Annotated in this window: 14 protein-coding genes, 2 pseudogenes and 1 riboswitch; of the genes and pseudogenes, 9 read left to right on the forward strand and 7 right to left on the reverse strand. The window is 64.5% G+C overall.

Translation table 11 applies throughout. The features are described from left to right. Positions 1-134: 134 nt before the first annotated feature. The gene (locus PCJ21_RS10935) at positions 135-1,058 is read right to left on the reverse strand and encodes a DMT family transporter (RefSeq protein ID WP_269931428.1); all 924 of its coding nucleotides are present in this window, start codon (positions 1,056-1,058) and stop codon (positions 135-137) included. A 196-nt stretch (positions 1,059-1,254) separates the two neighbouring features. Here PCJ21_RS10935 and PCJ21_RS10940 point away from each other — a divergent pair, with 196 nt between their 5' ends. Together PCJ21_RS10940 and PCJ21_RS10945 are read left to right on the forward strand one after the other, a co-directional pair. Then, the gene (locus PCJ21_RS10940; RefSeq protein WP_269931429.1) at positions 1,255-2,553 is read left to right on the forward strand and encodes an adenylosuccinate synthase; all 1,299 of its coding nucleotides are present in this window, start codon (positions 1,255-1,257) and stop codon (positions 2,551-2,553) included. Between the two features lie 67 nt (positions 2,554-2,620). After that, positions 2,621-4,114 (forward strand): hypothetical protein, encoded by a 1,494-nt coding sequence (locus tag PCJ21_RS10945; protein WP_269931430.1) that lies wholly within the window; start codon positions 2,621-2,623, stop codon positions 4,112-4,114. Positions 4,115-4,155: 41 nt separating this feature from the next. Here PCJ21_RS10945 and PCJ21_RS10950 read toward each other — a convergent pair. The 4 genes and pseudogenes from PCJ21_RS10950 to PCJ21_RS10965 form a co-directional block, all read right to left on the reverse strand. Further along, positions 4,156-4,407: pseudogene (locus PCJ21_RS10950) on the reverse strand (CcdB family protein); the annotation flags it as partial. A gap of 47 nt (positions 4,408-4,454) precedes the next feature. Further along, a pseudogene (locus PCJ21_RS10955) lies at positions 4,455-4,658 on the reverse strand (type II toxin-antitoxin system CcdA family antitoxin); the annotation flags it as partial. A 60-nt stretch (positions 4,659-4,718) separates the two neighbouring features. Then, positions 4,719-6,533, reverse strand: coding sequence for an ABC-F family ATP-binding cassette domain-containing protein (locus tag PCJ21_RS10960; protein ID WP_269931431.1), 1,815 nt, complete (start codon positions 6,531-6,533; stop codon positions 4,719-4,721). A 2-nt stretch (positions 6,534-6,535) separates the two neighbouring features. Next, complete coding sequence (locus PCJ21_RS10965) at positions 6,536-7,180, reverse strand: thiamine diphosphokinase (RefSeq protein ID WP_269931432.1); 645 nt, start codon at positions 7,178-7,180, stop codon at positions 6,536-6,538. A gap of 97 nt (positions 7,181-7,277) precedes the next feature. After that, positions 7,278-7,399, forward strand: a riboswitch (TPP riboswitch). Between the two features lie 44 nt (positions 7,400-7,443). Between PCJ21_RS10965 and thiB the strand changes: the two genes are divergently transcribed. The 4 genes from thiB to PCJ21_RS10985 all read left to right on the forward strand — a co-directional run bounded on the left by thiB (position 7,444) and on the right by PCJ21_RS10985 (position 12,596). Next, positions 7,444-8,448 (forward strand): thiamine ABC transporter substrate binding subunit, encoded by a 1,005-nt coding sequence (gene thiB / locus PCJ21_RS10970; protein WP_269931433.1) that lies wholly within the window; start codon positions 7,444-7,446, stop codon positions 8,446-8,448. Between the two features lie 144 nt (positions 8,449-8,592). Then, positions 8,593-10,209, forward strand: a complete 1,617-nt coding sequence (gene thiP / locus PCJ21_RS10975; protein WP_269931434.1) for a thiamine/thiamine pyrophosphate ABC transporter permease — start codon at positions 8,593-8,595, stop codon at positions 10,207-10,209. Further along, positions 10,206-10,928 carry a thiamine ABC transporter ATP-binding protein gene (gene thiQ / locus PCJ21_RS10980; RefSeq protein WP_269931435.1) on the forward strand — a complete coding sequence of 241 codons (723 nt, stop codon included), beginning with the start codon at positions 10,206-10,208 and terminating at the stop codon, positions 10,926-10,928. The genes thiP and thiQ overlap by 4 nt, the downstream gene beginning before the upstream one ends. Positions 10,929-11,126: 198 nt before the next feature. Beyond that, positions 11,127-12,596: a M48 family metalloprotease gene (locus PCJ21_RS10985; protein WP_269931436.1), complete on the forward strand. Its 1,470-nt coding sequence runs from the start codon at positions 11,127-11,129 to the stop codon at positions 12,594-12,596. Here the strand turns inward: PCJ21_RS10985 and PCJ21_RS10990 are convergent, their stop codons facing one another. Beyond that, complete coding sequence (locus PCJ21_RS10990) at positions 12,597-13,466, reverse strand: RNA polymerase factor sigma-32 (protein WP_269931437.1); 870 nt, start codon at positions 13,464-13,466, stop codon at positions 12,597-12,599. Between the two features lie 266 nt (positions 13,467-13,732). Between PCJ21_RS10990 and PCJ21_RS10995 the strand changes: the two genes are divergently transcribed. The 3 genes from PCJ21_RS10995 to PCJ21_RS11005 all read left to right on the forward strand — a co-directional run bounded on the left by PCJ21_RS10995 (position 13,733) and on the right by PCJ21_RS11005 (position 16,109). Further along, positions 13,733-14,506, forward strand: a complete 774-nt coding sequence (locus tag PCJ21_RS10995; protein ID WP_269931438.1) for an amino acid ABC transporter substrate-binding protein — start codon at positions 13,733-13,735, stop codon at positions 14,504-14,506. A gap of 143 nt (positions 14,507-14,649) precedes the next feature. Continuing rightward, positions 14,650-15,330 (forward strand): amino acid ABC transporter permease, encoded by a 681-nt coding sequence (locus tag PCJ21_RS11000; protein WP_269931439.1) that lies wholly within the window; start codon positions 14,650-14,652, stop codon positions 15,328-15,330. Next, complete coding sequence (locus PCJ21_RS11005) at positions 15,327-16,109, forward strand: amino acid ABC transporter ATP-binding protein (RefSeq protein ID WP_269931440.1); 783 nt, start codon at positions 15,327-15,329, stop codon at positions 16,107-16,109. The genes PCJ21_RS11000 and PCJ21_RS11005 overlap by 4 nt, the downstream gene beginning before the upstream one ends. Positions 16,110-16,411: 302 nt before the next feature. Here the strand turns inward: PCJ21_RS11005 and PCJ21_RS11010 are convergent, their stop codons facing one another. Further along, on the reverse strand, positions 16,412-17,002 hold the full coding sequence (locus PCJ21_RS11010) for a CarD family transcriptional regulator (RefSeq protein WP_269931441.1): 591 nt from the start codon (positions 17,000-17,002) through the stop codon (positions 16,412-16,414). Positions 17,003-17,164: the final 162 nt, after the last annotated feature.

Genomic DNA, 17,164 nt, shown 5'->3' on the forward strand with positions numbered 1-17,164 from the left:
GCCTCCCAAGGCGAAGGAAGGCGCGGCTGTCCCCGCGCCTTTTTCTTTTCATCTTCCGCAGCAGGATATTTCCCACTTTGGAGACATTCGCATGAAGCTGGTTGTTGCCGCTGAATAACGCGTGGCCAGCCACCTCAGTCCGGCAGGTATCCAAGCTCCCTTTGCTGCCTCGCAGCCATCTTGCGCCCGCTGTGCTCGGCCAGCCAGATACCGCCGAGCACAAGGGCGAAGGCGACCGCGTGATAGAGCTGGAAGTCCTCGCCGATGATCAGCACCGACAGGATGGTGCCGAAGATCGGCACCATGTTGATGAACAGCCCGGCGCGGTTGGCGCCGATCAGCTCGACGCCGCGAATGTAGAAGATCTGGGCGATGATCGACGGGAAGATCACGATATAGGCGGCGAGCGCCCAGCCGGTCGGATCAGGCGCGATCAAGCGGCCGGCGGCGTATTCCCAGATAACGAAGGGGATCGACATCACGAAAGCCGACCCGGTCAGCACGATCATCAGGCTCTGCCAATGGATATCGGGCTTGAAACGCAACGCCACCGTGTAGCCGCTGTAGACGAGGACGGCGATCAACATCAGCGCATCGCCGAAATTCATGTCCAGCTTGACCAGGGTCGACAGGTCGCCATGGCTCGCCGTCAGCGCGATGCCGGTCAATGACAGCAGGAAGCCGAGGACCTGGACTATGGTCACCTTGATGCGGAACAGGATGAAGTTGGCCGCGAATATGACCATCGGGATGCCGGCCTGCTCGATGCTGGCATTGATCGCCGACGTGTGGTTGAGCGCCGAATAGAGGGCGGCGTTGAACAGGGTGAAGCCGAGCGCGCCAAGGCCGAAAAGCAAAGGCACATGCTTGCGCGCCACCGGCCAGTCGACGACCAGCCTGGGCCAGCCGATGAGGCCGAGAATGGCGACGGCGAAGCCCCAGCGCATCGCCGTCAGCAGCATCGGCGAGACATGGCCGACGGCAAGCTTGCCCGATACGGCGTTGCCGCCCCAGAACAGGGCGGTCAGCAGCAACAGGACATAGGCGTTTCGGTACATGCAGGCGGGCTCTCGCTGACAATGTGTCTGGCATCCGGCCTAAGTGTCCAAGCAAGGCATGTAAATGCGTCCAACGCGGCATTTTGTTGTGCCTCGAAGGGCAAAGAAAGGTCGCGCTTCCAACTGCTTGGCGTTATAGAGGCCTGTCATTTTGAACTGTTCGCGACCTGCTGCGCGAAATCTGAAGGAAAAAATCATGGCCAATGTGGTGGTCGTCGGCTCCCAGTGGGGCGACGAAGGCAAGGGCAAGATCGTCGATTGGCTGTCGGAACGCGCCGACGTCGTGGTGCGTTTCCAGGGCGGGCACAATGCCGGTCACACGCTGGTGGTCGACGGCGTGGTCTACAAGCTGTCGCTGCTGCCTTCCGGCGTCGTGCGCGGCGGCAAGCTGTCGATCATCGGCAACGGCGTGGTGTTCGACCCGCATGCATTCGTGGCTGAGCTGGAAAAGATCCGCGCCCAGGGCGTCGAGATCGGCCCGGATCGCCTGAAAATAGCCGAAAACACCGCGCTTATCCTGTCGCTGCATCGCGAACTGGATGGCTTCCGCGAGGACGCCGCTTCCAATTCGGGTACCAAGATTGGCACGACGCGCCGTGGCATCGGCCCCGCCTACGAGGACAAGGTGGGCCGCCGCGCGGTGAGGGTGATGGATCTGGCGGATTTGGAAACTCTACCCCTGAAGGTCGAGCGGCTTCTGACGCACCACAATGCGCTGCGCCGCGGCCTCGGCCACGCCGAAGTGACGCACGACGTCATCATGGCCGAACTGACCTCCATCGCCGATCAGATCCTGCCTTACATGGACCGCGTCTGGAAGGTGCTGGACGACAAGCGCCGCGCCGGCGAGCGCATCCTGTTCGAGGGCGCGCAGGGCACGCTGCTCGACATCGACCACGGTACCTATCCGTTCGTCACCTCGTCCAACACGGTCGCCGGGCAGGCGGCAGCGGGTTCGGGCATGGGACCGGGCTCGATCCACTATGTGCTCGGCATCACCAAGGCCTACACCACCCGCGTCGGCGAAGGCCCCTTCCCGACCGAGCAGCAGAACGAAGTCGGCGAGTTCTTGGGCACCCGCGGCCATGAGTTCGGCGTGGTTACCGGGCGCAAGCGCCGCTGCGGCTGGTTCGACGCCGTGCTGGTCCGCCAAGCCGTCGCCGTCAACGGCATCAAGGGCATCGCGCTGACCAAGCTCGACGTGCTCGACGGCCTCGACGAGATCAAGGTCTGCACCGGCTACATGCTCGATGGCGAACTGATCGACTACCTGCCCGCGAGCCAGGGCGCGCAGGCGCGCGTCGAGCCGGTCTACGAAACCCTCGAAGGCTGGAAGGGAACGACTGCGGGCGCCCGGAGCTGGAACGACCTGCCGGCGCAGGCGGTCAAGTATGTCCGATACATCGAGGAACTGATCGGCGCGCCCGTGGCGATGCTGTCGACCAGCCCCGAACGTGACGACACCATACTTGTGACCGACCCGTTTGAAGACTAGACACATACAATTGGGCCGCGAACCATGCGGTTGCGCGGCCCTCGGACGAACATAGGTCGACGATAGAATGGCAGACTTCGTAGCGGTTCTGAAGAAGACGCTGGACGGCATGGGCGAAACCACGCCTGCCATGCGCGCGCGCGTCTACGACAAGGCGCGCTCAACGATCGCGGCGAAGCTGGCTGCGCTGAACCCGCAGCCGCCGGCAGCCGTGGCCGAACGCCAGACCAAGTCGCTGGAAGACGCGATTGCCACGGTCGAGGCCGGCTACACGGCAGCGCCGGTGCTGGACGATCCGCTTGCCGAACTCGAAAACGTCTTCTCGTCGATCGATCGCAACAAGAACCAGCCGGTCTATACGCCGCGCGCACCCGAACCGGAGGCAGTCCGCGCGGTCACGCCGGTTGTCCCGCAGCCCGCTCCCGCGCCTGTTGCGCCCCCGGCAGCCGCGCCGCAGCAGCGCGAGCCCGATCTTGCGGCGAGCTACGACCATGACGACGAGCCCGCCCTGCCCGCCGAAGACGAAGAATTTCCGCAGGCCGCAGCCAGCGATATCGATCCCTTCCAGAAAACGCGGCAGAAGCCGCGCAAGCGCATCAGCGGTGGTCTGATCGCGGCTGCTCTCGCGGTCGTGGTCGTCGGCGCCGGCGGCTATGCGCTGTGGTCGAACCGTGACGCATTTGTCGGATCGGACAGCGATACGCCTGCCGAAACGCCGGCGCCCGCAGGTGATGCCGCGGCGAACCCGCCGGCAAACGGCGGCCAGAACGCCCAGGCGCCCGCCACAGGCGAGCAGAAGTTCACCCAGCGCATGACCGAGGACGGCAAGGAAGTCGATCCGGGTCCGGCCGGTGGCTCCACGACCGTTGGCGAAGGCACGTCCGTTGCCGCCCTGACGCAGGCTCCGCCGCCAGCGCCAGAAGCCGCGACGCCGGCCGAACCGGTCCCGGTCACGCCGCCCGCGTCAGCAACAACCACGCCTGCGGCCGGAGAAACGGCGCCCATGGCTGTCGGCCAGAAGGCCATTTTCTACGAAGAGCGCACCAACGTGGCCCAGGGCTCGGCTGAGCCCGGCTCGGTCGTGTGGACCGTGGTTCAGGAATCGCCGGGCGGCGACCTTCCGCCGGAGCCGGCGATCCGCGCCGAGGCAACGATCCCGGGCAAGGACATCCAGCTGCGCATGACCATCCGCCGCAACGCCGACAAGACGCTGCCGGCGAGCCACATCCTCGAAATGATCTTCCTGACGCCAGAAGGCTTCGAAGGCGGCGGCATCGAGAACATCCTGCGCGTCGCGCTGAAGGGTTCCGAGCAGGATGCCGGCAATCCGCTGATCGGCATTCCCGCGAAGATCGCCGACGGCTTCTTCCTCGTTGCGCTCGACGACACCAAGGCCGGCATGGACGCCAACCTGAACCTTCTGCGCCGCCAGAGCTGGATCGACGTCCCCGTTGTCTACAAGTCGGGCCGCCGTGCCTTGTTCACGCTGGAAAAGGGCATCCCCGGCGAAAAGGTCTTCGAGGACGCCATGAAGTCCTGGCAGGAAAAGGCGGCCGGCTAAGCCTCGCCAGTCACTGCGCTCTGACGCGGGCAGAGACCGCGTCAGAAGCCCTGGAACAATATGTCCAGGGCTGCCGCGATCTGGTCGTGATGATGTCCCAGATTGCCGGCCACGTCGTTTGGTTCAAACGATGGGACCGAAGCCATGAACTGCGTCACCATCACATAGCGCTTACTTTCGATGTCAAAGCTGGGATTCAGCCTTGGCGCAGGCAGCGGTGCTGCATGCGGCAACAACAGCGGAACGACGATCCTTGTGTTGAGATGCACAAGCAGGTGGGTTTGCACGTCGAGTAGGAAGCCATCCTGATCTGTAAGCGGCTACAGATCGAAGCGAGCCATCAGAACATCCGGTACTTCGCCAACGGGAGGCCGTTGCGCCGCACGTACTCGTTCGAGCTTTCGATAGCTTCCTTGTTTTCCTCGCGCCAGAGCCGCGACTTCTCCTCCGACACCGCCTTGGCCAGCGCTTCCTCGGCAAGCTGCGACAGGTTGAGGCCGAGCGCCTTGGCTTCCTCGACCAGCGCGGAATCGATCGTCACATTTGTCGGCTTGCGAACGGACTTGGGCGTTGGCGCGGCGGCCGGCGAGCCTGCCTGAGAGGTTCAGCCTTCCAGTTCCTCGCGCAGCATCTCCAGCTCCAGCCATTCTTCCTCGAGCGAGGTTAGCGTCACCCGCTCCTTGTCGAGCGCGGCGATGGTCTTCTGGAAGCCGTGCGGGTCGCGTTCGTAGAAGGCTGGGTCGGCGATCTGGTTTTCCAACCGCGAGATCGAGGCCGTCACCGCCTCCATCTTCTTGGGCAGGTTTTCGAGTGCGAATTTCTGCTTGAACGAAAGCTTCTTGGCCGGCCCCTTTGGCGCCTCGGGCTCGCTGCGCGCCGCGCTCGATGTTTCAGTACCGGCCTTGCGCGACTTGCGGTCTTCGAGCTTGGTGCCGCCGCGCTGCGCCAGCATGTCGGCGTAACCGCCGGCATATTCGATCCATTTGCCATCGCCGTCGGGGGCAATGATGCTGGTCACCGTGCGGTCGAGGAAATCGCGGTCGTGGCTGACCAGGATGACGGTGCCGGCGAAACCGGCGACCAGTTCCTGCAACAGCTCCAGCGTCTCCATGTCGAGGTCGTTGGTCGGCTCGTCGAGCACCAGAAGGTTGGCAGGGCGCGCCAGCACGCGGGCCAGGATCAGCCGGGCGCGCTCGCCGCCGGAGAGCTCGCGCACCGGGGTGCGCGCCTGCTCCGGCTTGAACAGGAAGTCCTTCATGTAGGAGACGACGTGGCGCTGCTCGCCATTGATGACGAGGTTTTCGCCGCGTCCGTCGGTCAGATAGCTCGTCAGTGTTTCGTTCGGATCGACCGCCTCGCGCTTCTGGTCGAGGGTGGCGATCTCGAGATTGACACCGAGACGGATCGTGCCGGCATCAGACTCCAGCTCGCCGGTCAGCATCTTGAGCAGCGTCGTCTTGCCGGCGCCGTTGGGGCCGACGAGGCCGACGCGATCACCGCGCTGGATACGGGTCGAGAAGCCCTTGACGACCGTCAGCTCGCCAAAGCTCTTGTCGATGTTCTTGGCCTCGATGACCAGCTTGCCGGATTCCGCCGCATCGCTCGCCACCATCGTTGCCACGCCCTCGGCGCCGCGATGACTGCGGAACTTCTGGCGCATCGACTGCAATTCGCCGAGGCGGCGCATGTTGCGCTTGCGCCGCGCCGTCACGCCATAACGCAGCCAATGCTCCTCGCGCACGATCTGGCGGCCGAGCTTGTGCTGCTCGCGCTCTTCCTCCTCGAGGATCTGGTCGCGCCATTCCTCGAAATGGGCAAAACCGCGGTCGAGCCGGCGCGTCTGGCCGCGATCGAGCCACACCGTGTTGCGGCTGACACGTTCGAGGAAGCGCCGGTCGTGCGAGATCAGGATCAGCGCCGAGGAGGTGCGGATCAGCTCTTCTTCCAGCCATTCGATGACGGCAAGGTCGAGATGGTTGGTCGGCTCGTCGAGCAAAAGGATGTCCGGCTCCGGCGCCATGACGCGGGCAAGCGCCGCGCGGCGCGCCTCGCCGCCGGACAGGTCGCCCGGCTTTTCCTCGCCGGTCAGGCCGAGATGATCGAGCAGATAGGTCGCCCTGTAGGCATCGTCGGCAGGCCCGAGGCCGGCTTCGACATAGGCGCGCACGCTGGCGAAGCCGTCCATGTCGGGCACCTGCGGCAGGTAGCGGATCGTCGAGGAGGGTTGGCGAAACACCTCGCCGTCCTGCGGCTCGATCATGCCGGCGGCGATCTTGAGCAGCGTCGACTTGCCCGAACCGTTGCGTCCGACGAGCGCGATCTTGTCGCCTGAAGAGGCAGACAGCGACGCTCCGTCGAGCAGCGGCGTGCCACCGAAGGTCAGGCGAATGCCGTCGAGATTGAGAAGCGGTGGCGCCATGATCAGAATTCCGAGGCAGGAAAGGGATGGGCGAGGAGCAGGGCGCGGCCGCTGCCGAGCGAAATCCTGAGTGTTCCCTGGACTTCGTTTGAGAGGGTGAGCGAAGAGCCGAACGGCACGTCGACGCCGTCGAGCAACCACTTCGCGCCTTCTTCGGTCAAGCCGGTCAGCTCTGAGAAGGCCAGCACCGAAAACAGCGTGCCGTCGTCATAGTCGAAGCTTGCGGTGCCGGGAAGCAGCGGCACGCCCTCCTGGTGACCGCTGGTCAGCAGGACTTCGCTGCCGGCTTCGGCCAGGCGAAGCGCCAGCGTGAGGTGAAGGAAGGCGTGGTCGGACCTGGCACCGCCGAAGGCGCCGACGAGCACGAGCGATGTCGCCCCGCGCTCCAGGGCGACCGCAATCGCCAACTCGCCGTCTGTCTTGTTCTTTTCGGCGGGAAATACCTCGCGCGGCACGGCTGCGAAGGCAGGGTCCACCTCCGCCGGCGCCGAGTCGAAATCGCCGAGCCAGAGCTCAGGCATCAGCCCGAGCGCGCCCGCATGACGAATGCCGGAATCGGCCGCAATGACGCGGCTGCCCGCGACCTGTCGGTCGAGGCGCGGCGTCGGCAACAGGTCGCCGCCGAGAAGGATGGTGAAACGGCTCATGGCATGCGCCTTACCAGCCCGGCAACCGAAACGGAAGGCCGGGCAGGCGCGGTAAAACTACCGCTTGCGCGGCCTCTTCGCCGGCTCTATTCCTTGGAGCGCTCTAACGGGGTGCCTGTCACGCGCAAGCGGGGCCGGCTGAGAGGCAAGGATGATACCTGCCAACCCGCTGAACCTGATCCGGTTTGTACCGGCGGAGGGATTAGATGCTTCGGACGCCCGGCGCTTCAAATTCCCTTTCAACACCCATGAAGGAGGCGCCGATGCGCTCGCTGATCCTGTCCCTGACTTCCGCCGTGGCGCTGACAGCCATGGCCTTCCCGGCTTCGGCCGAGGGCAAGCTGACCGTCTACACCTATGAGAGCTTCACCTCCGAATGGGGTCCCGGCCCGCAGGTCAAGAAGGCGTTCGAGGCCGATTGCGCCTGCACCGTCGACTTTGTGTCGGTCGCCGATGGCGTGGCGCTGCTCAACCGCGTCAAGCTCGAAGGCGCCTCGACCAGGGCCGACATCGTGCTCGGCCTCGACACCAACCTGACCGCCGAGGCCAAGGCGACCGGCCTGTTTGCGCCGCACGGCGCGGTCAGCGCCGACGTCAAGGTTCCGGGCGACTGGAAGGACGACACCTTCGTGCCCTACGACTACGGTTACTTCGCGGTCGTCTATGACACCAAGAAGCTGAAGAACCCGCCGAAGAGCCTGAAGGAACTGGTCGAGGGCGACCCCGAGCAGAAGATCGCGATCCAGGATCCGCGCACCTCGACGCCGGGCCTCGGCCTGCTGCTCTGGGTCAAGTCGGTCTATGGCGACCAGGCGCCCGAGGCCTGGGCGAAGCTCAAGGGCCGCGTGCTGACGGTCACCCCGGGCTGGAGCGAGGCCTACGGCCTGTTCACCAAGGGCGAAGCGTCGATGGTGCTGTCCTACACCACCTCGCCGGCCTACCACATGGTCGCCGAGAACTCGGAGCGCTACCAGGCCGCGCCGTTCGAGGAAGGCCACTACCTGCAGATCGAGGTCGCCGGCATCACCACGACGGGCGCCAACAACCCGCTGTCGGAGAAGTTCATGGCCTTCATGACCGGCCCCGGCTTCCAGGATGCCGTTCCCGAGACCAACTGGATGCTGCCCGCCGGCAAGACCGACAAGCCGCTCAACCCCGCCTTCGACAGACTGGTGAAGCCGTCAAAGACGCTGATCTTCAGCCCCGACGAAGTAGCCACCAACCGCAAGGCCTGGGTCGACGAGTGGCTCGGCGTGATGAGCAAGTAAGGCTATCTCTGAGGTGACTGCGCTGCCCCTCATCCGCCTGCCGGCACCTTCTCCCCGTGAACGGGGAGAAGGGACAAGCGGCAACGCCGGCGCCCCCCTCTCCCCGTTCACGGGGAGAGGGTAAGGGTGAGGGGCAGCGCAACCTTGGCCAGACCTGCCACCGACCCCCGCATCGCCGCCGGCGTCATTGCGCTTGCGGCCATCGGCATCCTGATCGGCGGTGCATTCGCCGGGCTCGGCATCGAGGCCGTGCGCAACCCGCAAGGCGCGGCGGCCGCCTTCGATAACTACCTGTTCCGCGTCGCGCGCTTCACCGTGTGGCAGGCGCTCTTGTCGATGCTGATGTCGGTCGGCCCGGCAATCCTCGTCGCCCGCGCCCTGTCGCGGCATCCCGCCTTTCCCGGCCGTGGCCTGATCCTGCGCCTGTTTGCCGTACCGCTGGCCTTGCCGGCGATCGTCGCCGCGCTCGGCATCCTGTCGCTCTATGGCCGCGCCGGCTACTTCGCCGAACCGCTGGCAGCGCTGACCGGCGGAACCTGGCCGGGCATCTATGGTCTGTCGGGTATTCTCGTTGCCCATGTCTTCTTCAACCTGCCGCTGGCGACGCGGCTGCTGCTTGAAGCGCTCCAGACCGTCCCCGCCGACCAATGGCGGCTGGCAAGCCAGCTCGGCATGGGTGCGCGCGCCAGCTTCAGGCTGGTTGAATGGCCGGCCATCCGCGCCGCCCTGCCCGGCATCGCAGGACTGGTGTTCATGCTCTGCATCACCTCCTTCACCATCGTCCTGACGCTCGGCGGCGGCCCGGCCGCGACAACGCTGGAGGTCGCCATCTACCAGGCGCTTCGCTTCGACTTCGACCCCGCGCGCGCCGTCGCCCTGACCCTGCTACAGATCGCGTTGACGGCTGCCGTCGTGCTGGCGCTGCTGCGGCTCGGCGCCAACACGACGGGCGACGCCAATCTGTCAGTGGCGCGCCGCAGCTACATCTCGGCGGGCTTTGGCGAAAAGCTGCTCAATGCCGCCGTCGTCGCCCTTGCACTCGGCTTCGTCGGCGGGCCGATGTTGGCGACTGTCGCCTCCGGGCTGAAGGCGGACCTTGTTCGGCTGGCCGGCGAGGCAGCCGTTCATCGCGCTACAGCGACCAGCATCGCGCTTGCCACGCTGTCGGCAACGCTCGGCTGTACGCTCTCCTTGTCCCTGGTCATGGCGCGACGCGCGCTGGCGGCGACTCGCGGTAACCACCCCAAAACCCTGCTCGAGAGCATGACCGACACCGGCGCCGGCTTCGTGCTGGTTGTACCGCCCGTGGTGATCGGCGCCGGCTGGTTCGTGCTGGTGCGCCAGAGCGTCGACGTGTTCGCGCTCGCGCCTTTCATGGTCGTCTCGGTCAACGCGGTGATGGCGATGCCGTTTGCCGTCCGCGCCATCCGTCCGGCACACGATGCGGCGGCGGAACGGCACGAGCGGCTGTGCGCCCAGCTCGGCATTTCCGGCTGGAGCCGGCTGCGCCTGATCGACTGGCCAGTGCTCCGGCGCCCGCTTGCCACGGCGTTTGCCTTTGCGACGGCCCTGTCGCTCGGCGACCTCGGGGTCATCGCCCTGTTCGGATCCGACGCCGTGCAGACGCTGCCCTATCTTCTGCTCGCTCGCATGGGCAGCTACCGAACCGACGACGCGGCCGGACTGGCGCTGATGCTGGGCATGTTGTGCCTGGCCCTCATGATGCTCGCCGATCGCCTCGGGAAAGAGACTTCCAAATGACTTCCAGCGCATCCGTGCAACTCGACGATGTCGTGTTCAGCTACGGCGAGACGATGGTCCGCTTCAATGTCACCTTCGAGTCCAGCGAGATCACTGCGGTGATGGGACCGAGCGGCGCGGGCAAATCGACCTTGCTCAACCTCGTCGCCGGCTTCGAAACGCCGCGCGAGGGCCGCGTGCTGATTGGCGGAATCGACGTAACCGGCCTCCCGCCCGCCAGCCGGCCTGTCTCCATGGTGTTTCAGGAAAACAATCTGTTTGCCCATCTCGACGTCGCCGCCAATGTCGGGCTGGGCCGTTCGCCCTCGCTGCGCCTGACGCCAACCGACCGGCAGGACGTTGCGGCAGCTCTTGCCCGCGTAGGACTTGGCGACATGGCAAGCCGCCTGCCGCGCGAACTGTCCGGCGGCGAGCGCCAGCGCGTGGCGATCGCCCGCGTGCTGGTACGCGATCGGCCGATCCTGCTGCTGGATGAACCGTTCGCTTCGCTTGGCCCAGCGCTCCGCGACGACATGCTCGCCCTTGTCGAAAGCGTTCAGGCCGAACGCAACATGACAGTGCTTTTCGTGACACATCAGCCGGAGGATGCGCGAAAACTCGCGCAAAACATGGTCTTCATCGAAGCTGGCGCCATTGCGGCGACTGGCAAGACCGCTGATTTCTTTGGCGAATCTGGACCCGAGGCGTTCCGGCGCTATGTCGGCGAGGCAAACCGCTGACATATTCACGCCAGATTGCCCGGAAGCCGACATAATTTACGGCCAAATCGCCAGTCTGGTGAAGTACGCCTTATTGAGTCTGCCGGGAGAGTGTGGCTAGGTCCAAGCTAGATATTCGGCGGTTGCTTCGCTCTCTGCCAGGAATGCCGAAAGGAAACTGCCCTGCCTACCCGCCGCCACGGCCGTCCCGAAATGCGCATGTCACGCCACACGCGACTAGCCGTCGCCGTAGCGCTGTTGGCGCTTGTCGCCGGCTGCCAGGCACTCAATTCGACAGATTTGCGCGAGTCGGGCTTTCAGCCGTCCAACAATCCGGTGACGGTCGACAACGTTTCGCGCAACGACAAGCTGGCTGAAATCGCCAAGGCCCAGCATCCGCGTATCCTCGCCACCTATGGCGGCGAATATTCGGATCCCAAGCTTGAGCGCATGGTCGCCAAGGTGGTGGGCAGCCTGACCACGGTTTCGGAAAACCCGAACCAGACCTACCGCATCACCATCCTCAATTCGCCCAACGTCAACGCCTTCGCGCTGCCTGGCGGCTATCTCTACGTGACCCGCGGCCTGCTGGCGCTCGCCAACGATTCGGCTGAACTCGCCGCCGTCATCGCCCACGAGATGGGCCACGTCACCGCCAACCATGGCGTCCAGCGCCAGCAGAAGGAGGCCGAGGAGGTTCTGGCGACCAAGGTCGTCACCGATGTTCTCGGCGAAAGCCCGACAGCCAAGGCAGCGCTTATCCGCGGCAAGCTCAGGCTGGCGCAATTCTCGCGCAACCAGGAGCTCGAAGCTGACGGCATCGGCATCAAGATGAGCGGCCAGGCCGGCTACGATCCATTCGCCGCCGGACGCTTCCTGCAATCGATGGCCGCCTATAGCGACCTGCGCGCCGTCAGCGGCGCCACCGACGCCAGCCTCGACTTTCTCGCCAGCCACCCCAACGCGCCACAGCGCATCGATCTGGCGCAACGTCACGCCCGCCAGTTCGGCGCGCCGGGCATCGGCCAGCGTGACCGCGAATCCTTCCTTGCCGGCATCGATGGCCTGTTGTTCGGCGATACGCCCGACGAAGGCTATGTGCGCGGCACGACGTTCCTGCATCCCAAGCTCGGCATCTCGTTCGCCGTGCCGCAGGGTTTTGTCATCGACAACACCGCCGCCGCCGTGACCGCGACAGGCCCCGGCAACATCGCCATCCGCTTCGACGGCGTGACCATCGACAGCAAGCTTTCGCTTTCCGACTACATCAAGAGCGGCTGGGTTGCGGGTCTCGACCCGTCAAGCATCAGAGCGGAAACGATCAACGGCAATGAAGCAGCATTTGCGCGCGCAAGCGCCGAGGGCTGGAAGTTCGACATCATGGTCATCCGCGCCGGCGCGCAGGTCTATCGCCTGCTGACTGCCGCCCCGACCGCGAGCACCGAACTCGACAGCGTTGCCCGTTCGGTAAGCTCGAGCTTCCACGTCATGACGGCCGCGGAGAAGGCGGCGCTCAAGCCGCTGCGTATCCGCGTTGTCACGGTTCAGCCGGGCCAGACGATGGGCTCGCTCGCGGCCAGCATGGTGGGCGTCGACCGCAAGCTGGACCTGTTCCGGGTGCTTAATGCGCTGGCCCCCGGCGCGACCTTGTCGGCGGGCGACAAGGTCAAGATCGTGACGGACAGATAGTCAGAAGACGCAGAACGCGCTGTTTTCCTTGACCAGCGCGCACTTCAGCTTCTCCAGGGCGCGGGTCTCGATCTGACGCACGCGTTCCTTCGATATGCCGAGAAGCGAGCCAAGTTCTTCGAGCGTGGCTCCGTTCTCGCTCAGCCTGCGCTGCGCGATGATATGCATCTCGCGCTCGTTCAGCACCGACAGCGCGTCGCGCAGCCAGCTGGAGCGTCGCTCGATGTCGATCGTCTCGCAAACCTGCTCGTCCGGCAGCGGCGCATCGGAAACCAGCAAATCCATGCGCTCACCGGAATCGTTTTCGACGTTCAACGGAGCATTGAGGGACGTGTCGGGCACCGACAGCCGCATATCCATGAGGGCGACATCCGCCTCGGACACGCCAAGGGCGACTGAAATCTGCTTGTAGGCCGACAATGCGCCGACCGGCTCTCCGCTTTGCGACAGCCGGGCGCGCATGCGGCGCAAATTGAAGAACAGCGACTTTTGCGCCGAACTTGTTCCGCCGCGCACGATCGACCAGTTGCGCAGCACATAGTCCTGCATCGACGCCCTGATCCACCAGGTGGCATAGGTCGAGAAACGCACGTCGCGATCCGGGTCGAAACGCGCGGCAGCTTCAAGCAGGCCGACATGACCCTCCTGGATAAGATCGCCCATCGGTAGACCGTATCGACGAAACTTGACTGCCATCGAGATGGCAAGCCGCATGTGGGCGGTTGCTATGCGATCGAGCGCCTGCTGGTCGCGTTTCTCTTTCCAGCGAATGGCAAGCGCAAGTTCCTCTCCCCGTTCCAGGTAAGGCGCGCGCGACGCAGCCCGCAACATCATGGCTTCGCCCCCCAATCCAGCCCTGTCCATGCCCATCGACTGCTCCTTGCGTTGCCCTTGAACGGCTTGCCGCCGCCATTTCACCTGATCCCCGCTGGTACTTCCCCACGGGCGAGAACGCGCTATTTTCGAAATCGTTCCAACGGCAGGAAGGAGGCCGGCCAGCCTCAGGATTCTGATTTCACTTTGGCAGCAGAATTGGAATTTCGTTCCTTAATATGTGCTTCTGCTTCTGGCAGATTGAGCTCAATCACAATCTGCGCGCCAAAAATTGGCGGCAACAAAATTCGGGATCGAACAAGATGAACTGGTTGAAAACGTTCACCGTCGCCGCAACGCTGCAACTTGCGGCGATCGCAGCCGGTCACGCCGGCGAGAATCTGGATCAGATCAAGTCGGCAGGCACGCTGAAGATCGGCACCGAGGGAACCTACGCGCCCTTCACCTATCACGACGCAGCGGGTGCGCTTGTCGGTTTCGACGTCGAGATCGGCCGCGAGATCGCCAAGCGTCTCGGCGTGCAGGCCGAATTCCTCGAAGGCAAGTGGGATGGCCTGATCGCGGGCCTCGACGCCAAGCGCTACGACGCCGTGATCAACCAGGTCGGCATTACCGAGGCGCGCAAGGCCAAATATGATTTCTCCGATCCGTACATCATCTCGAAGGCGGTGCTGATCGTCAGCGGCAAGAACGACGACATCAAGGGCTTCGCCGACCTGAAGGGCAAGAAATCGGCCCAGTCGCTGACCAGCAACTTCGGCAAGATCGCCGAGGCCAACGGCGCCGAGCTCGTCGGAACCGATGGCTTCGACCAGTCGATACAGCTCGTGCTTAACGGCCGCGCCGACGCCACCATCAACGACTCGCTCTCATTCTACGACTTCAAGAAGCAGAAGCCCGATGCCGACGTGAAGATCGTCGCCGAGGAAGACAAGGCCGACGCTTCGGGCGTGATCGTGCGCAAGGGCGAGCCGGAACTCGTCGAAGCGATCAACAAGGCGCTGGCCGAGATCAAGGCCGACGGCACCTACAAGAAGATTTCCGAGACTTACTTCGGCACCGACGTCTCGCAGTAACAAGTTCCTCCCGCTGGGGTGGCCGCCGCAAGGCGGCTACCCCTTTTTCCATGTCCTGAATTCCCATTTTCATTTTCCCCATGAACTTGCCCGGAAAATCTGCGATTTTCCGGGCTCGCCCGTTTTGGGGAGGGAGCATTATCTTGCCACACTGGCTGCAATTGATGCTGGAATCGCTCGGCCCGCTGTTGTGGGCCGCGCTTGTCTTCACGGCGCCGCTGACGCTGCTGTCCTTCGCCTTCGGGCTGACGGTCGGTCTGGGGGCCGCCCTGGCCCGCCTGTTCGGACCGTGGTGGCTGGCGTCCATCGTCCGCTTCTACGTCTGGGTCATTCGTGGCACCCCATTGCTGGTGCAGCTGTTCCTGATCTTCTACGGCCTGCCCAGCGTCGGCATCGTGCTCGACGCGTTTCCCGCGGCCCTGATCGGCTTCACGCTGAATGTCGGCGCCTATTCCTCCGAGATCATCCGCGCCGCCATCAGCTCGGTCGCCAAGGGACAATGGGAGGCCGCCTACTCGATCGGCATGACCTGGAGCCAGGCAATGCGCCGGACGATCCTGCCGCAAGCGGCGCGGGTTGCCGTGCCGCCGCTCTCCAACACCTTCATCTCGCTGGTCAAGGACACCTCGCTTGCCGCCGCCATCACCGTTCCGGAGATGTTTCAGGCCGCGCAGCGTATCGTCGCCACCACCTACGAACCGCTGATCCTCTACGTCCAAGCGGCCCTGCTCTACCTTGCGATGAGTTCGGTGCTGTCGGCGCTGCAGGTCCGGCTCGAGAAACGGCTCAACCGCTATGGCGGCTTCCTGGAGGCGCGGTCGTGATCGGTCTTTCCAACATCGTCAAGCGCTTCGGCGACAATACCGTCATCAAGGACGTCTCGGTAAGCATCCGCGAAGGCAGCGTCACCGCACTCGTCGGCCCCTCGGGCGGCGGCAAGAGCACGCTTCTGCGCTGCATCAACCTGCTCGAGATTCCGACGTCGGGCACGGTGCGCATAGGCGACGACGCGATCGCGTTCGAACCCGGCGTCAAGGTTTCCACCAGGGCCATCCAGCAGCTGCGCCGCCAGACCGGCATGGTGTTCCAAAACTTCCAGCTGTTCCCGCACCGCACGGCGATCGAAAACGTCATGGAGGGTCTGGTGACGGTGCTGAAGTGGCCGGAGGCGAAGGCGCGCGAACGAGCGGCAGCGCTGCTCGACAAGGTCGGCATGTCGCACAAGGAGGATGCTTGGCCGGCGACGCTGTCGGGCGGCCAGCAGCAGCGTGTGGCGATTGCCCGCGCGCTTGCCCCCTCGCCCAAGGTGCTGCTCTGCGACGAGCCGACCTCGGCGCTCGACCCGGAACTGGCGCAGGAAGTCGTCGACGTGCTGAACCAGCTCGCCAAGGAAGGCACCACCATGGTGATGGCGACGCACGACCTCAGGCTGGCTTCAAAGGTGGCGCAGGAGGTGGTCTTCCTCGAAGCCGGCGCGATCGTCGAACAAGGGCCGGCGGCGGAAGTCTTCGGCAACCCCAGCCACGAACGCACCCGGCGCTTCATCGCCTCGATCACCCACCAGCACGCGCATGAGGGTGGCGGCGAGGGTGGCGAAGGCTAGCCGCGTCGCCGAGACGTATGCAGCGAAGCACATACCCGCGGTCCCGGTAGCCCTCGTGGTGAGCCTGTCGAACCATCAGCGCGCCAGGCTGCGACCGCTTGAGACCGCAAAGGTCGTGCAGCCTGCTATTGAGTTGACCTCATGGCCCCGTCCAGCGCCCTCGTGGTTCGACAGGCTCACCATGAGGGTACTGGGGCGTCACCGCAGGCGCCCTACCCCCCAAAACCAACAGGCACCACGCCCGTCACCAACAAAAAAACCCGGCCAATGGCCGGGTTTCTTGTACGGGACCGAAGGCCGGATCAGGCAGCTTCTTCCTGCTCGTCGACTTCGGCTTCTTCATTGTCGGCCTTGGCGCCGCGCTTCGGACCCTTGTTGAGGTTTGCCTCGATCAGGCGGACGGCCTCGGTCTCCGACAGGCGGTTGACCGCAGCCAGTTCGCGCGCCATGCGATCGAGTGCTGCCTCATAGAGCTGACGCTCGGAGTAGGACTGCTCGGGCTGGTTCTCGGCACGGTAGAGGTCGCGAACGACTTCCGAAATCGAGATCAGGTCGCCGGAGTTGATCTTCGCATCATACTCCTGCGCGCGGCGCGACCACATGGTGCGCTTCACGCGGGCGCGGCCCTGAACGACCTTCAGCGCGCGTTCGACATAGTCGGTCTCCGACAGCTTGCGCATGCCGATGGACGTCGCCTTGGCGACCGGCACCTTCAGGCGCATCTTGTCCTTCTGGAAATCGATGACGAAGAGTTCCAGCTTGTGTCCCGCCACTTCCTGCTCGTCGATCGAAACGATCTGGCCTACGCCGTGCGCCGGATAGACGATATACTCGCCGGTCTTGAAACCGTGACGCCCTGCGGATTTCTTCTGCGGGATGGTAGTTGTTGCCATACGCCCTGAACTCCTTCTTGTAACACCGGCCCGCCGAGGCCGGCTGAACGAGGATAGTCGCAACACGCGACATTCTGCCGCACGACAGTCACCCCCCCAATCGGAGAACTTGGACCCAGCAAACCGCAAATAACGCGACCGCCGTGCCCAGATTACTCTGGT

This window comes from Aminobacter sp. HY435 (assembly GCF_027568395.1).
Classification (GTDB): domain Bacteria; phylum Pseudomonadota; class Alphaproteobacteria; order Rhizobiales; family Rhizobiaceae; genus Aminobacter.

Coding starts and splice junctions, on each gene's coding strand:
- thiQ (WP_269931435.1), top strand. CDS start 10,206: ATGACTTCCAGCGCATCCGTGCAACTCGACGATGTCGTGTTCAGCTAC.
- PCJ21_RS10985 (WP_269931436.1), top strand. CDS start 11,127: ATGTCACGCCACACGCGACTAGCCGTCGCCGTAGCGCTGTTGGCGCTT.
- PCJ21_RS10940 (WP_269931429.1), top strand. CDS start 1,255: ATGGCCAATGTGGTGGTCGTCGGCTCCCAGTGGGGCGACGAAGGCAAG.
- PCJ21_RS10965 (WP_269931432.1), bottom strand. CDS start 7,180: ATGAGCCGTTTCACCATCCTTCTCGGCGGCGACCTGTTGCCGACGCCG.
- PCJ21_RS10960 (WP_269931431.1), bottom strand. CDS start 6,533: ATGGCGCCACCGCTTCTCAATCTCGACGGCATTCGCCTGACCTTCGGT.
- PCJ21_RS10990 (WP_269931437.1), bottom strand. CDS start 13,466: ATGGGCATGGACAGGGCTGGATTGGGGGGCGAAGCCATGATGTTGCGG.
- PCJ21_RS10995 (WP_269931438.1), top strand. CDS start 13,733: ATGAACTGGTTGAAAACGTTCACCGTCGCCGCAACGCTGCAACTTGCG.
- PCJ21_RS10935 (WP_269931428.1), bottom strand. CDS start 1,058: ATGTACCGAAACGCCTATGTCCTGTTGCTGCTGACCGCCCTGTTCTGG.
- PCJ21_RS11010 (WP_269931441.1), bottom strand. CDS start 17,002: ATGGCAACAACTACCATCCCGCAGAAGAAATCCGCAGGGCGTCACGGT.
- PCJ21_RS10945 (WP_269931430.1), top strand. CDS start 2,621: ATGGCAGACTTCGTAGCGGTTCTGAAGAAGACGCTGGACGGCATGGGC.
- thiB (WP_269931433.1), top strand. CDS start 7,444: ATGCGCTCGCTGATCCTGTCCCTGACTTCCGCCGTGGCGCTGACAGCC.